Source organism: Methylophilus sp. Leaf416, assembly GCF_001424665.1.
Lineage (GTDB): Bacteria > Pseudomonadota > Gammaproteobacteria > Burkholderiales > Methylophilaceae > Methylophilus.
The window spans coordinates 226,666-242,241 of record NZ_LMQS01000005.1 but is presented as its reverse complement, the minus strand read 5'-3'; the positions used below and the strand labels follow the sequence as shown (position 1 = coordinate 242,241).

Here is a 15,576-nt window from a genome sequence, read left to right as displayed (position 1 = left end):
TGGCCAACCGCAAAGATGTAATTACTCCACGTGGGCGCAGGCGTACTCATATGCCTGGTGGTAATCAATATGCATGGGTGATTCGCTTTGCAGCATTTGCTCAAGCAATTTGTTCTGCGTCACATATTTAAGTTGGCCAATGGCCAGTGCGCCAAACCCGGCTACTTGTGTACCTTCAATCACGCCACCATTAGAGAACGTATCTACGCCTTCAATGCCTGACGGTGGTACCGCATTCACATCCGCGACCACTTTCAATGATTTGGAATTGGCTAACTGGCGGGTTTCCAGTACACGAATACCTGCTGGCGTGGCACATAAAGCCACTGTTGCCTCATTCAGGATCGCAATTTTGGCCTCTTCAGAGCTACCATCCACCACTTTTAAATTCACATCGTAACTGCTGGATAATTTATCGACATAGGCTTGCATGCTATCTACACCTGCATGCGCAACCATCAACACTGTAGACCCCTGGCGTGCGGCGATGAGCGCAGCGGTAGAACCCACGGTGCCGCTCGCACCAAAAATAGCAATTTTCTCTTTGCCTAAACCGCTGCCGGATTTTTGCAGGTAAAAATCGACTTTTGCCAGCATCGCAGCAGCTGTTGTAAACGCGCCTGAAGGATCAGAAAAGGTATGGCACTCAAAAGGTTTAAACATGGCGCTGCGCGCCTGTTTCTGCATTTCAAGCGCAACCTGGATATCACGGCCACCAAAAAATAAAGCCTGTTGTTTGAGGCCGCTAGGGCTGCGTGAAAAAATCGCATCTTGAGTTAAAGCAATCACCTCATTCAGCGTGACGTCTGTATAGGAAATAATTTTTTCATAGCCTGCATCAAATGCCATATTCACATCGAATGGACTGGCATTTTTCGCGGCTGTGAATAAATGCATAATACTGGTTTTTTTCATTATTCCCCCTGTGGAATCCGTTTACTAAAAAGTATTCGTAGCAATATACACAATGACATACATATTCAAAATCAGAAGCAGACCTTAAAAATAGACACTTTTCCCGAATATGTTATTTAAGGTTAATAATCAGTTTAGCTTTATTCTATATATTTGTTTCAATTCGCGCTGCATTATTGATGGCAGCGGTCACAATAAATGATAAATGTTGGTTTGTGGCATGGCGCTGTGCCAAATCTGCCTGCATTTGTAGAGCATCAGCTTTCGAAGGCAGTAGCACAAAACCGGTAGGGCCCCATGACGTTTGACCTACTCCGTGAAAACCTTGCTGTTTGAAGCCGTTTAAAATGTGTGCCACTGACTGGCTCGCATAAGCACCGCCTTGTGCAGGCGCAAAATAATCTGCGTTATAATTTTGCAGTTCCCCGACAAATGCACTAAAAGCCTGGAAATCCCGTTCAACCAATGCGGGCAATCCTTGCATCAATAATTGATGCTGAATATCTTTTGAGGCTGCGACTGTTTGTGGCGGTAACTGTTTGAAAGCGGTTTTTTCACCATTGCCATGCAGCCCATCACGGCTTTGATCGACAATTAATAAAAAATGCCATTCTGCGGGGAATGCATGACGTGCCAGTAATGGCGGTACGATAGTTTCGGGGCCGCGGCCTCCATCGACCACTAAGCCACCATGATCAAAAGTAGCGATACCGATCCCCGAGCGAGCACCTCGTTGATGGGCAGATGCGATAAGGGCGGTGTTCAACGGCTTACCCAGTAGTGTATTTACGCCTGCACCAATTGCTAGCGCCATTTGCGTGCCTGACCCCAAGCCACTATGCCGGGGAACGGCATGACGAATGTTTAAATCAAGTGGTTGAGCTGGATTATTAGCAGCAATAGATTCTAAATGCTGTTGCAGAATATTGAATGCCCAGGGATCTACTTCATCTTGCTGAGCTTGCGTTGAAATAGTCACTGCGGTTTGGTAAGCATCAATGGCCACCCCTACACTACCAAAACGACGTTCGCTCTCGCCACTTAAATCAAAAAAGCCGAGATGCAACCGACCATGGGTAGTCACGCTGACCGAGCGTATTGAAGAGTTTACTGCATTCATAACGGCAAATTATACTGGTGCTGAAAAATATGGGCTGTCAGCGCGAAGCCGACGTGACATTAAAACATGATTTTGGCATAATGCTTGGATAAAAGTAATTCCTTGAAACAGGTTGCACTCAAGAGTAAACCTCACTTTATCGAATTCGATCCATTGCACTCGGTGGTAGATTTCATCGGCGATAGATATCATCTGATTTAAAACAATTAAGGGTTTTATATGGTTAGTCATGTTATTCCATTCGAGAATCTCAGAAACAGCGATGTGCCGTCAGTCGGTGGCAAGAATGCTTCTTTGGGTGAAATGATTTCTCAGCTCAGCGCTAAGGGTGTACGCGTACCGACAGGCTTTGCAACTACAGCTGAGGCATACCGTGAATTTTTATCTCAAGGCGGTCTAGATAAAAAAATCAATGACTTGCTCGATAAACTGAATGCTGATGATACGCAAGAGCTAGCGAAGTGCGGTTCGCAAATCCGTCAGTGGATTATGGAAGCTGAGTTTCCGGACGCCTTGCAAAGCGCCATTGCACAGAACTACGCGAAGCTGATCGATAAATCGGCACCGGGCACTACCTTCGCTGTCCGTTCATCTGCTACCGCAGAAGATTTGCCAGACGCATCTTTCGCTGGTCAGCAAGAAAGCTTTTTGAATATTCATGGCCTGGATAACATCAACCATGCCATTAAAGAAGTGTTCGCATCTTTATATAATGACCGCGCAATTTCATACCGTGTTCATAAAGGCTTCGTACATGCCGATGTTGCCCTGTCTGCTGGTGTACAGCAAATGGTGCGTTCAGACATTGGCTGTGCAGGTGTCATGTTTACGATTGACACTGAATCCGGTCATAAAGATGTTGCATTTATCACATCTTCTTACGGTCTGGGTGAAACTGTGGTGCAAGGTGCGGTGAACCCTGATGAGTTCTACGTACATAAGCCATTACTCAATAAAGGCAAACCGGCTATCGTACGTCGCACCATGGGTTCAAAACTGATCAAGATGGTGTTCTCTGACGCAACACAGGCTGGTAAATCTACCAATACAGTGCCGGTAGATGCGACTGAATCTAACCGTTACTCTCTGAATGATGCTGATATCCTGGAATTAGCGGGTTACGCGATCACCATTGAACAGCATTATGGTTGCCCAATGGATATCGAATGGGGTAAAAACGGCCTGGATAATAAGTTGTATATCCTGCAAGCGCGCCCTGAAACAGTGAAATCACAGGAAGCGGCCAAAAACGTTACTGAGACATTTAAATTACAGAAGCACTCCTCAGTGCCAGTGGTTGCCGGTCGTGCCGTGACGCAAAAAGTAGGTGTAGGTCCTGTACGTATTGTTCTGGATCCAGCCGATATGCACGAAGTACAACCTGGTGATGTGTTGGTTGCCGACATGACAGACCCTAACTGGGAACCGGTGATGAAACGCGCCAGTGCCCTGGTGACGAACCGTGGGGGTCGTACTTGTCACGCAGCGATTATTGCGCGTGAATTAGGCATCCCGGCCATTGTTGGCTCAGTCAATGCAACGGATTTACTGCGCGATGGCGAAATCGTGACTGTTTCCTGTGCTGAAGGTGAAACAGGCTTTGTTTATCACGGTGCTTTGGATTTTGAAGTATCCACGCAATCTAATAGTGCATTGTCTAAACCGCCATGCAAAATCATGATGAACGTAGGCAACCCTGATATGGCGTTTACCTTTGCGCAAACGCCTAACGATGGCGTTGGCCTTGCGCGTCTGGAGTTTGTCATCAACAACATGGTTGGCATACACCCTAAAGCGATTTTGAATGTCGAAGCCATGCCGAAATCCGTTCAAACGATCATTCACAACCGCGCCCGTGGCTATGCCAGCCCGAAACAGTTCTACATTGATAAAGTCGCGGAAGGCGTTGCAACCATTGCGGCTGCGTTCTACCCGAAACCAGTGATTGTGCGTACTTCAGACTTCAAGTCTAACGAGTACAAGAAACTGGTCGGCGGCGACATTTACGAGCCGGATGAAGAGAACCCGATGATCGGTTTCCGTGGCGCAGCGCGTTACATGGCAGAAGACTTTAAAGAATGTTTTGCCATGGAATGCCAGGCCATGAAAAAAGTCCGTGATGAAATGGGTCTAGAGAACGTTGAGTTGATGATTCCATTCGTTCGTACTCTTGATGAAGCCAGAGCTGTGACAGAAATCATGGCCGCAAACGGCCTCAAACGTGGTGAAAACGGCCTGCGCCTGATCATGATGTGCGAGATTCCTGCGAACGCCCTGCTGGCTGAGCAGTTCCTGGAATACTTTGATGGTTTCTCTATCGGTTCAAACGACCTGACACAGTTGACACTGGGTATGGACCGCGATTCCGGCATCCTCGCTGATGGCTTCGATGAGCGTAATGACGCAGTTAAAGTATTACTCAAAATGGCAATCAGTACCTGTAACCGTTTAGGTAAATACGTAGGTATTTGCGGCCAAGGCCCTTCTGACCATGAAGATTTTGCTGAATGGCTGGTTGCCGAAGGCATACAGTCTGTATCGCTGAACCCGGATACTGTGGTTGCCACCTGGCAGCGTCTGACTAAAAAGTAATTTTTAGCTTTAAAGCTCTTTAACTCAAGGCAATCGCATGAATCACCGTTCTGTGTTTATTATTTCTGATGGTACGGGGATTACGGCGGGTGCCTTGAGCAAACTGCTTGAACATTTTCCAAATACCAAATTCACTACTACCCGCCTGCCCTTCACCGATAACGATGAAAAGGTACAGGCAGGTTTCGAGCATATCCAGAAAGTTGCAGATCAGGACGGCATCCGCCCGATTGTGATCATGTCGGTGGGTAACGGCGAGCATAGAAATCGCCTGAAACAGGCCAATGCTTACTTTATTGACCTGTTTCACCGCTTTATCTATCCGCTAGGCTCAGAACTCAACCAGGAGCCTCTGACAGGCGCAAGCATTGCTTACAGCTCTATGGGTAATAGCTACCATGAGCGCATGGAAGCTATTAATTTTACGCTGAACCATGATGATGGCATGACTAACACCGGTCTGGATGAAGCTGAGGTGATTCTGATTGGTGTATCCCGCTGTGGAAAAACACCGACCAGTATTTATCTGGCCATGCAATTTGGTATCAAAGCTGCCAATTACCCATTGATTCCGGAAGATTTTGAGCGCGGCTCTTTTCCTGCGGCGGTAGAGAAAAATATAGACAAGATATTCGGACTGACTATCAAGCCAGAGCGCCTGCATTCGGTGCGCAGCGAGCGCCGTCCCGACAGTTTTTATGCTTCACTGGATAACTGCCGCAAGGAAATTGAACTGGCGGAAAACATGATGCGCCGTTACGGCATCACATGGGCTGACTCAACCAGCCGTTCCATTGAAGAGCTTTCTGCCTTAATCCTGCAAAAAATTCGCCAGCGCTAAGGCTGGCGGTTTGATTAATTCCCTTTAACTACCCTCAGTTAAATCATCAGGTAATTCACAGAATTATCTTCTACTGTGCATTAATTAAGCAGCCATGGCCATTTCTGACGTTTTTGCTTTAGATTTTCCTGGTACTGGCGTCTGCTGAGGTTTCAACATATCGCCACGCCAGAAATAATAAAATTCACGCGCTACACTCAGGAATTTATGCTGGTTACCAAGCGCATTAAATAATGGCATATTTCTATCCACCATCTGGCGATAACTATGTGACTGTTTATGAGCGACATTACGTAGCGACAGTAACAGGCATTTTGCCATGCGCATACGCTCCTTAAAGGCGGCAGGGTCAAACCCCTTGGCTTGAGAATCGGTCAGAAAAGCTTCTAAAATCTGCTTCTCTGCGGTAGACATCATGGTCTTGTCCAAATCATACCAATGCTTGAATAATTCATCTTGCGTCACCGCGGCAACCGGCACATTGCCGTTGAATACCTTAGCCTGGCTCATTGCAGCTATCGCTTTGATATCACGCACCCAGAACGAGAAAAACTCACGCACCACAGGTAACACCATTGGAATCTCGGCAGTATCAATACTGGCGATAAAGCGGTCTACAGCATGACGGTAAGCAGTACCGCTACAGGGAATATCTTTGAGGAATGCGCCTAAGCGGATAATGGTGAACTCACGTTGTATGAGTACTCGCTGACTTACACCTTGGCCAGTAAGCAGTTTGACATACGCCCGTTGTGCATCTTCTTCTCTGGACATTTCCATATGTGACTCCCATCTGCTTTTATGATTAACACTGAATGTGTATAGCTATTTATAGTGTCATCATAGAGTAGAAGCATGCGATTCAAATACACGATTAAATCCAGAAACCCATCATAGATTATGATTTTACGACCTTGTTCTAGACGGGCTTCACAGCGACAAATTGGCGCCTGACCATCCATAATAATCCGGCACTAAGCAACGTCATGCAGAGCATGGTGCCGGCTAATTTTAGCGGCGAATCCCATATGAGCGGCACAATCACTGCCGAACTGATGGTGGAACAAAGCATTTGCATAAAGGCCTGAGCTGAGGCGGCGGTACCTCGCACTTTAGGAAAGCAGTCGAGAGCGGCGATAGAAAGCACTGGCATAGCCGCTGCCATGCCTATATTAAATAAAGCAATCGGAATAATGGCCAGCCACCATACATGATGAATTGCATGCATGACCCATAGTTGCACAGCAACGTTGACAGCCGCGATCACGACCATCCACGCAAATGACCAGCGCAGCAAATTTGTGGGCGATATTTTCCCAGCAGAATGACGCGAAATCCAGGAGCCGATCATCATACCGGTTACTGTGGGAATGAAAAGGAAACCAAATTGCTGGCTGCTTAAATGCAGGTGTTCGATCAGAAAGACCGGGCTGGCTAATACATATATAAAAAACGCTGAAAAATTAAGACCCAGGCTGGCAATCAATACCAAAAAGATGCCATTTTTCAGCATGGTGAGATAAGTGTCTTTAATACCTGGGAGCGACAGTGGCACCCGTTTATCTGCCGTCATTGTTTCAGGTAAATAACGCATAGCTGCCCACAAGGAAATGGCTGCATACAGCGCCAGGAAAATGAAAATTGCCTGCCAGTGTATGCCTAGCAACAGGCCACCCAATATGGGCGCGACAGCCGGTGCAATGCCAAATAACAATTGTACTGTTGCCATCACTTTTTGCGCCTGAGCGCCAGAAAACAGGTCGCGTACCATCGCGCGTGCAACAGTATTACCTGCACCGCCACTGGCACCTTGCAAGGCACGAAATAACCATAGGGTTTGTACATTAGGTGCGAAAGCACAGCCGAGACTGGCCAATACAAAAATCGCCAATCCCCATTTAATGGTTCTGATACGGCCAATCGCATCAGAAATGGCGCCATGAAACAGTGTCATCAAAGCATAGGGCAACAGGTAAAAAGTCAAACTCTGTTGGATAGCCACAGGATCGGCCTGCAACGATGCCGCCATCACATGAAAAGCTGGCAGGTAGGTATCAATAGCGAAAGGTGCCAACGCAGCTAAAGCTGCCAAAACATAAACCAACAAAGAAGAATGCCGCACGAAGACACTTTCACAAAAAATAAAAGATCATAAAAAATAACAGGCGCCCGAAGCGCCTGTTGATTATAAAGCATGTAACTGCCATGATCAGGGCAAGGCATGAAATTGCTCAACTCTTTCCTTGTCGCCTTCCACATATTTCTTGGAGTTTTTGTCGGTGCGGAAAATAATCGGTTGCTCGCGCACCAAAGGATTTTGTGAGCTTAGTAATGCTTCATCAATCAAATGACGGTTTGGTGATTTGGTGCATACCGGATCGGCCATTTCAGCATCGCCACTTAGTATATAAGACTGGCAACGGCAACCACCCAGGTCATTATCCTGCTCGTCGCAGCTGCGGCAAGGCTCTTTCATCCAGTCCTTACCACGATACTTGGTAAATGCTGGTGATTCTTTCCAGGCCCATTCCAGTCCATTTTCCCGTACATTCGGGAACTCCATACCTGGTAAAACGCGGGCAGAATGACATGGCAGCACATCACCATTTGCAGTGACGATCATGAATACCTCACCCCAGCCATTCATGCATTTTTTCGGGCGGTCGGAAAAGTAATCAGGCACCACAAAAAATACCTTCATTTTATTACCAACACGCTCGCGGAAAGCATTGGTGGCCGCTTCGGCCCTATTCAATTGTTCACGCGTTGGCATCAGTTGATCGCGATTCACCAGGCTCCAGCCATAATATTGCGTATTGGCCAGCTCAACGTAATCAGCACCCAGCGCTTCAGCCATTTCCAGAATTTTGCCAACCTGGTCAATGTTGAAGCGGTGAATCACCACATTCAGCACCATAGGATAACCATGCGCTTTAATCATGGCCGCTACTTTTTTCTTCAACTCAAAAGTACGGGTATTGGTAATAAAGTTACTAATATCTTCTGTCACATCATGCATGGAAAGCTGGATATGGTCCAACCCGCATTCTTTAAATGCCTGTATGCGTTTTTCAGTCAATCCCACACCGGAAGTGATCAGGTTGCTGTAATAGCCCAGTTTATGTGCTTCAGCGACGATTTCTTCAATGTCATCACGTAACAAAGGCTCACCACCGGAAATACCGAGCTGGATGGCACCCATTTTACGCGCATCGCGTAGCGCATTTATCCATTGCTCGGTGCTTAATTCATTTTTGGTGTGCTTGTCATAATCCGTCGGGTTATAGCAAAAAGCACAATGCAGCGGGCAGCGGTAGGTCACCTCTGCCAACAGCCAAAGCGGCTGTTTCTGCGTAACATTTGCTGCAACCCCATTATTCAATTGTGCCATGCTGTTCTCCTTACGGATCAATTCACCTTGCGTAACCAGGCTTTGCTGACAGCCAGGTCAAACATGCCGAGAATATCGGCTTCAATACCTTCTGCATCCGGAAAAGCAGCTTTTAACTCGACAACGATATCGCCTACGCTTGCTTTACCATCCAGGCGCTTCAAAATCTCTCCGGCACCCCCATGCAATTTCACCATACCCTCCGGAAACAGGATGACATAGCTTTGCTGCGCCTCTTCCCACTGAAAGCGGTGGTGTAAGGCAATCGCATAAATATTTGAATATTGAATATTGTTTTCCATCTGTCTTCTCTCAAATCTTCAGTCTAATCAGTCATCAGTTTTCAATTTTGATGACCGGCTGCCGCAGATAATCGCGGCCTTCGACTTTAATGTCAGTCGAAGCCAGCATGATCGAATCCGCAATCACCCACAATACATTGAGCTTGAATTGCAAGATATCCAGCGCTTTCAACTGCATTTCACGCGAGGTACTGAAATAGTCTAAAGTCACGCCCAAACCTTGTTCCACATCGCGGCGGGCTTCGGTCAGGCGCTTTTTAAAGTACATCAGGCCCTCTTCTTTCACCCATGGGTACATGCTCGGCCAGGAGCTGATACGTTGCTGATGTATATGCGGAGCAAACAACTCGGTCAGGCTGGAGCAAACGCTCTCTTGCCATGAGCGCTGCTTGGCAAAATTAATATAGGCATCCACCGCGAAACGTACACCGGGAGAAACCAGTTCCAGGCTCGTCACTTGCTCACGCGTCAAACCAACTGCCTCACCCAGCTTGATCCAGGCTTCAATACCGCCGATTTGGTCATCTACGCCATCGTGGTCGGTAATCCGCACTATCCATTGCTTGCGCACTTCTTTGTCCGGGCAATTGGATAAAATCGCTGCGTCCTTCATCGGGATTGCGATCTGGTAATAAAAGCGATTGGCAACCCAGCACTGCAACTGTTCTTTGGTCAGTTTTCCTTCATACATCATCACATGGAACGGATGATAAATATGATAGCCCTGCCCTTTTTCCCGCAATTTGGCTTCGAACTCTTCACGTGTCCAGGGTAATGCTGCCTGTGTCACTGCATTCATATTGCTCTCCTAAAGAATGATATCCATACCGTCATACGCCACTTCGATCTTGTGATCATTAAGAATGGCGCGCTCGGCGGAATCTTCCCTTAAAATCGGGTTGGTATTATTGATATGAATCAGCACTTTACGTACTGGTTTATCAGACCCGAACTTATCCAGTTCTTCAATCATGCCACCCGGACCCGATTGCGGATTGTGGCCTATACTACGTGCGGTTTTAGTCATCAAACCCATGTCCAGCATTTCAGTATTTGTCCAGAAAGTACCATCTACCATGATGCAATCAGCCTGGTTCATCAAGGCAGGCAAATGTGGCTCGATCTCACCCAAACCAGGCGAGTACCAGCATTTTTTGCCGGTTGTGATTTCTTCGATCAAAACGCCTATGGTGTCGCCAGGGTGAGGATCATTACGATGCGGTGAATAAGGCGGTGCAGCGCTTTTTAATGCCACTGCAGTAAAACGCAAGTTCGGCACATTTGGTATCTCAAAGCTATTAGCTAGGCTGATGTCATTGGCATCAATCGCGATTTCGTGGTGATTCACACCGCAGTAGTGGCCGAGAATATTCAGAATCTGGTTACCACTGGTCAAGTCTTCATAGACCATATTGGTACAGTAAATCTCACGTTTGACCTGCCCTTCGCGCAACATAAACAGGCCAGTGGTATGATCAATCTGGGCGTCGATCAAAATAATGGCCTGGATACCGCTGTCACGGATTGCACGCCCTGGTTGTAAAGGTGGAAATTCCTGGATTTGCTGCAAAATATCCGGTGAAGTATTAAACAACACCCAATCAATGCCATTGCTGGACACACAAATAGAGGACTGTGTACGACGCGTGGCTTTAATCGTGCCTTTACGCAAGCCATCACAGTTTTCACAGTTACAGTTCCATTGCGGGAAGCCCCCGCCAGCACCAGCACCCAACACGTGTATATACATAAATCGCTTCTGTTTTAATAATTATTGAGGTAACGAAGGCCATCATACAATAATTCACTCATCATCGTTGATAACTCTTCGTGCGGCAATGACCAATCACTCTTGCCTGTAAGTATGACTCGCATCATACGCATGCGTTGCAAGTTCACCCTGCTACTGACAATGATTCCCTGCTCATGATTTTCATGAGCACAATCATATGGTGTTACAAAATGAAAAAGCCGCATTGAATAATGCGGCTTTTTCATTTACGTCTGCTTAAATGGACTAATCTTCTTCGGCCAGTTTTTCGCGTCTGAATTTTACTGCAATCGCCAATTTTTCCAGCACCCCTACCGAATCCTCCCAACCCAGGCAGGCATCGGTAATGGATTGTCCATAATTTAATGTACAGCCCGGATAATGATCCTGCCGGCCTTCGTTAAGATGCGACTCCAGCATCACACCGATAATACGGCTATCTCCACCTGCAATTTGGCCCGAAATATCGTCAACGACTGCAATCTGATTTTTGTACTGTTTTTGACTGTTGCCATGACTGCAATCCACCATTAACACAGGTGCCAGGCCAGCATCTGCTAATTGGTCACAAACCTCACCAATACTTTTCGCATCGAAGTTTGGTAATTTGCCACCACGTAAAATAACATGGCAATCTTCATTGCCTTTGGTCGCAAAAATGCCCGATTCACCCTCTTTGGTCACAGATAAAAAGTGATGCGGGCTTGCAGCAGTCTTAATCGCGTCTATCGCTACTTTAGCGCCACCGTCAGTGCCATTTTTGAAACCGACCGGGCAGGATAAACCTGATGCAAGTTCGCGGTGAATCTGGGATTCGGTGGTGCGCGCACCAATTGCGCCCCAGCTGACTAGATCTGCAGTGTATTGTGGCGATACTACATCCAGGAACTCAGTGGCTGCAGGCATGCCGATTTCATTTACTTCCAGCAAAAAGCGGCGTGCTTTTTCCAGCCCTAAGTTAATGTCATACGTGCCATCCAGATGTGGGTCGTTGATCAATCCTTTCCAGCCGACCGTGGTACGCGGTTTTTCAAAATATACCCGCATCACAATAACCAGCTCATTGCCAAGGCGGTTACGTACTTCAAGCAGGCGCTTTGCGTACTCCATGCCAGCATCGGTATCATGAATCGAACACGGCCCGACAACGACTACCAGGCGGTCATCACCTTGATGCAGAATATGGTGAATCGCCGTGCGCGTTTGCAGGATATTCTGGGTGGTGGTATTACTTTCCTGCAGGCGTGACAACAGCTCCGCCGGTTTCACCAGTGGTTTCACTTCGAGCACCCGAACATCGTCGGTGGCTAATTTTTCATAGGTATTCATGACTTCAAAATCTGTTCCAGCACTTCCAGGAAACGTGCATTTTCACTAAACAAGCCAATACTCACGCGTAAATAATCCGGCATTTCGTAATTGGCTACCGGCCGCACAATCACGCCTTGTTTTAACAAAGCCTGATTGACAGCGCTCGCATTGGTCACTTTAAAGCTGACAAAGTTGCCAAAAGATGGAATAAAACTTAACCCTAGCTTTGTTAAACCTTGCGTTATTTGTGACATACCGGCCTGATTGACTGCATAGCTGCGTTCGACAAAGTCTTCATCCTGTAATGATACTGTTGCCGCCACTTGTGCCAAACTATTGACGTTAAATGGCTGGCGCACGCGGTTCATCAAATCGGCCAAGGCAGTATGCATGAGGCCAAACCCAACTCGCAAACCTGCCAGTCCATAAGCCTTGGAAAACGTGCGCGAAATAATCAGGTTTTCAAATTCAGCCAGCCACTTAATGGCTTCAGATTTATAAGCTACAGACAGGTACTCGTCATAAGCTTCATCCAGTACCACCACAATATTTTTCGGCACTTTTTGCAGAAAGTCTTTTAGCACTGCTTTGGAAATCAATGTGCCGGTCGGATTGTTCGGGTTGGCGACAAAAATCAGTTTGGTTTTTGGCGTAATGGCTTTTGAAAACCCATCCAAATCGTGACCAAAATCCACAGCAGGGACTATTATTCCAGTTGCACCTGCCGCTTGCGTCACCAGTGGATACACAGCGAAGGCATGCTGCGAATAAATCACCTCATCACCGGCTGTTAGAAATGCACGTGCCGCCAATTCCAGTATGTCATTGGATCCGTTACCAAATACAATCTGGTCCGGCTTTACCTGGTATTTCTGGCTGACTGCATCACGTAGCGCAAAACTGTTACCATCCGGATATCGTGCGATTTCGTAAATGGCTTCTTCAAGCGCCATCTGCGCTTTAGGACTCATGCCTAGTGGGTTTTCATTTGAGGCCAGCTTTACGATATCTATTTCGTTTAATCCCATTTCGCGAGCCAGCTCGCTGATAGGCTTGCCACCCTGATAAGGGGCAATCGCACGTATATTGGCTGGCGCCAATGCCGACAAATGAGAAAGCTTTGATGAGTCAGACATATCTTTAACAGTTAAATAATGGCGGTTGGATATGAACCCAACACTTTGAGGAATGTGGCGCGTTCGGCTAATTCTTTCAATGCCGCTTGCACAGAAGGCGCCTGCTGATGCCCTTCAATATCGACAAAAAATACGTAGTTCCATAAATTCTGGCGTGAAGGCCTGGACTCCAGTTTGGTCATACTGACGCCATGGCGTGATAATGGCTCCAGCAGCTGTAACACAGCACCCGGCTTATTATGGGCACTCATCACGAGAGAAGTCTTGTCTTGCCCTGACGGCGCTACGCTATGATTACCCAACACCAAAAAACGCGTGGTATTTTTTGGGTCATCTTCAATATTTTCAGCCAGAATATGCAAATCAAACAGCTCGGAGGCGCGCTTGCTGGCAATCGCAGCAGCAAACGTGCCTTGGGTCGCAACCAGTTCATGAATCATCTGCGCTGCACGGGCATTGCTGGTCACCGCCTCCCGCTCTACACCAGGCAGTACCTTATTGAGCCATTCATGGCATTGCGATAAGGATTGCGCGTGCGAGAACACATGCGAGATTTGCGAAATATCCTGTTGGGCTGACAGCAGGCAATGGTGCACCGGCAGTGTCACTTCGCCAACGACTTGTAATGCACTGGCTAACAGTAAATCCAGCGTAATACCCACCGCACCTTCGGTTGAATTCTCAACCGGCACAATCCCGTAATCTGCCTGGCCCGCTTCCACCGTGCGGAACACTTCATCTATGCTGGCGCAAACGACTGCCTGGCGCCCTTCCCCAAATTGTTTCAGGGCTGCCTCTTCACTGTATGTGCCTAAAGGGCCTAAAAAAGCGATAGACAACTCTTTTTCCAGCGCACGGCAATTTGACATCACGGCACGGAAAATATGGCTGACGGCTTCCGGAGACAAAGGTCCCTGATTGTCAGCCTGTAAACGGCGTATGACTTGCGCTTCTCGCTCCGGACGGTAGATAACACCATCGTCTTTCAAATGTCCGATTTCACGCGCCAAAGCTGCGCGCTCATTCACCAATGCCAATACCTGCGCATCGATAGCATCAATTTTATCTCTAAATTTTTTTAATAAATCAGACATTTAAGATTCATACTTAATGTGAATTAAGAATTACCTTTTTCGAATTCCTGCATAAAAGCGACTAGCGCTTGCACACCTTCAATCGGCATCGCATTGTAAATACTGGCGCGCATACCACCTACGGAACGATGACCTTTTAACTGCAGTAGACCACGCGCATCTGCGGCTTTCAGAAATGCCTCATTCAGGCTCTCATCGCGCAAACGGAACGGGATATTCATACGTGAACGGTAAGCCGGTTCAATCGGGTTGTAGTAAAACTCGGTTTGATCCACATAGTCGTAGAGCAGGTTGGCTTTGGCAATATTTACTTTTTCTATCGCTTCAACGCCACCTTGTGCCAACAACCATTCAAACACCAGGCCTGCAATATAAATACTATAAGTAGGCGGCGTATTGATCATGCTCTGGTTTTCGGCCTGCGTTTTCCAGTGGAATACTGCTGGTGTTAATGGTGAGGCTTGTTCCAGCAAGTCCTCGCGCACAATCACCAGGCACAAACCTGCCGGGCCGATATTCTTTTGTGCACCGCCATAAATCACGCCATATTTCGATACATCAATCGGGCGAGAAAGAATATGCGAAGACATATCAGCGACAATAGGTACGCCGTTTGTGTCAGGCACATCCACAAACTCAACACCATTAATCGTCTCATTGGTGCAGTAATGGACGTAGGCAGCATCAGGGTTTAGCTGCCATTTGGAAAATGACGGCACATTCGTGAAATTATCTGCTTCTGCGGAAGCTGCAATATTGATCTGCCCGTAGACTTTGGCATCCTGCACACTGCGCTTGCTCCAGGAACCGGTAACGACGTAATCCGCCGATTTTCCATTCAGCAAATTCATCGGAATGATGGCATTTTCACCGATAGCGCCGCCTTGCAAAAACAGCACTTTGTAATTGGCCGGTATGGCTAATAACTGACGCAAGTCGGCTTCGGTTTTCTCCAGTATGCCGGTGAACTCTTTTCCGCGGTGTGACATTTCCATCACACTCATTCCACTACCATGCCAATCAAGCATTTCAGCTTGCGCGCGCTCCAGAACCGGTTTCGGTAATACTGCCGGACCCGCTGAAAAATTAAAAATCTGTGTCAT

Annotated in this window: 15 protein-coding genes; 2 read left to right on the top strand and 13 right to left on the bottom strand. The window is 47.2% G+C overall.

Features of this window, described 5'->3' with window-relative positions; genetic code table 11:
• Positions 1-21: 21 nt before the first annotated feature.
• On the bottom strand, positions 22-915 hold the full coding sequence (locus tag ASG34_RS13250; RefSeq protein WP_055831296.1) for an NAD(P)-dependent methylenetetrahydromethanopterin dehydrogenase: 894 nt from the start codon (positions 913-915) through the stop codon (positions 22-24).
• Positions 916-1,060: 145 nt separating this feature from the next.
• A complete protein-coding gene (locus ASG34_RS13245; protein WP_055831293.1) occupies positions 1,061-2,035 on the bottom strand; it encodes a beta-ribofuranosylaminobenzene 5'-phosphate synthase family protein in 975 nt (324 codons plus the stop codon).
• Between the two features lie 219 nt (positions 2,036-2,254).
• Between ASG34_RS13245 and ppsA the strand changes: the two genes are divergently transcribed.
• Positions 2,255-4,627, top strand: coding sequence for a phosphoenolpyruvate synthase (gene ppsA / locus ASG34_RS13240; RefSeq protein WP_082504922.1), 2,373 nt, complete (start codon positions 2,255-2,257; stop codon positions 4,625-4,627).
• Positions 4,628-4,664: 37 nt separating this feature from the next.
• Entirely contained in the window at positions 4,665-5,468 is an 804-nt protein-coding gene (locus ASG34_RS13235; protein ID WP_055831292.1) for a pyruvate, water dikinase regulatory protein, read from the top strand.
• Between the two features lie 84 nt (positions 5,469-5,552).
• Here ASG34_RS13235 and ASG34_RS13230 read toward each other — a convergent pair whose 3' ends face one another.
• From ASG34_RS13230 to serC, 11 genes are all read right to left on the bottom strand, one after another.
• Positions 5,553-6,248 carry a hypothetical protein gene (locus ASG34_RS13230; protein WP_055831290.1) on the bottom strand — a complete coding sequence of 232 codons (696 nt, stop codon included), beginning with the start codon at positions 6,246-6,248 and terminating at the stop codon, positions 5,553-5,555.
• A 139-nt stretch (positions 6,249-6,387) separates the two neighbouring features.
• Entirely contained in the window at positions 6,388-7,560 is a 1,173-nt protein-coding gene (locus tag ASG34_RS13225) for a multidrug effflux MFS transporter (RefSeq protein WP_235559812.1), read from the bottom strand.
• Positions 7,561-7,677: 117 nt separating this feature from the next.
• Positions 7,678-8,859, bottom strand: coding sequence for a pyrroloquinoline quinone biosynthesis protein PqqE (pqqE, locus tag ASG34_RS13220; protein ID WP_055831286.1), 1,182 nt, complete (start codon positions 8,857-8,859; stop codon positions 7,678-7,680).
• 17 nt (positions 8,860-8,876) lie between these two features.
• The gene (gene pqqD / locus ASG34_RS13215) at positions 8,877-9,161 is read right to left on the bottom strand and encodes a pyrroloquinoline quinone biosynthesis peptide chaperone PqqD (RefSeq protein WP_055831284.1); all 285 of its coding nucleotides are present in this window, start codon (positions 9,159-9,161) and stop codon (positions 8,877-8,879) included.
• Between the two features lie 34 nt (positions 9,162-9,195).
• A complete protein-coding gene (gene pqqC / locus ASG34_RS13210) occupies positions 9,196-9,960 on the bottom strand; it encodes a pyrroloquinoline-quinone synthase PqqC (RefSeq protein WP_055831282.1) in 765 nt (254 codons plus the stop codon).
• Between the two features lie 9 nt (positions 9,961-9,969).
• A complete protein-coding gene (gene pqqB / locus ASG34_RS13205) occupies positions 9,970-10,911 on the bottom strand; it encodes a pyrroloquinoline quinone biosynthesis protein PqqB (RefSeq protein ID WP_055831280.1) in 942 nt (313 codons plus the stop codon).
• Between the two features lie 14 nt (positions 10,912-10,925).
• Positions 10,926-11,159, bottom strand: coding sequence for a hypothetical protein (locus ASG34_RS13200; RefSeq protein ID WP_055831278.1), 234 nt, complete (start codon positions 11,157-11,159; stop codon positions 10,926-10,928).
• A 19-nt stretch (positions 11,160-11,178) separates the two neighbouring features.
• On the bottom strand, positions 11,179-12,261 hold the full coding sequence (locus ASG34_RS13195) for a 3-deoxy-7-phosphoheptulonate synthase (protein WP_055831276.1): 1,083 nt from the start codon (positions 12,259-12,261) through the stop codon (positions 11,179-11,181).
• A complete protein-coding gene (gene hisC / locus ASG34_RS13190; protein WP_055831273.1) occupies positions 12,258-13,379 on the bottom strand; it encodes a histidinol-phosphate transaminase in 1,122 nt (373 codons plus the stop codon). Before hisC ends, ASG34_RS13195 begins: the two co-directional genes overlap by 4 nt.
• Before the next feature lie 11 nt (positions 13,380-13,390).
• The gene (gene pheA, locus ASG34_RS13185; RefSeq protein WP_055831271.1) at positions 13,391-14,473 is read right to left on the bottom strand and encodes a prephenate dehydratase; all 1,083 of its coding nucleotides are present in this window, start codon (positions 14,471-14,473) and stop codon (positions 13,391-13,393) included.
• Between the two features lie 23 nt (positions 14,474-14,496).
• Positions 14,497-15,576 carry a 3-phosphoserine/phosphohydroxythreonine transaminase gene (gene serC, locus ASG34_RS13180; RefSeq protein ID WP_055831270.1) on the bottom strand — a complete coding sequence of 360 codons (1,080 nt, stop codon included), beginning with the start codon at positions 15,574-15,576 and terminating at the stop codon, positions 14,497-14,499.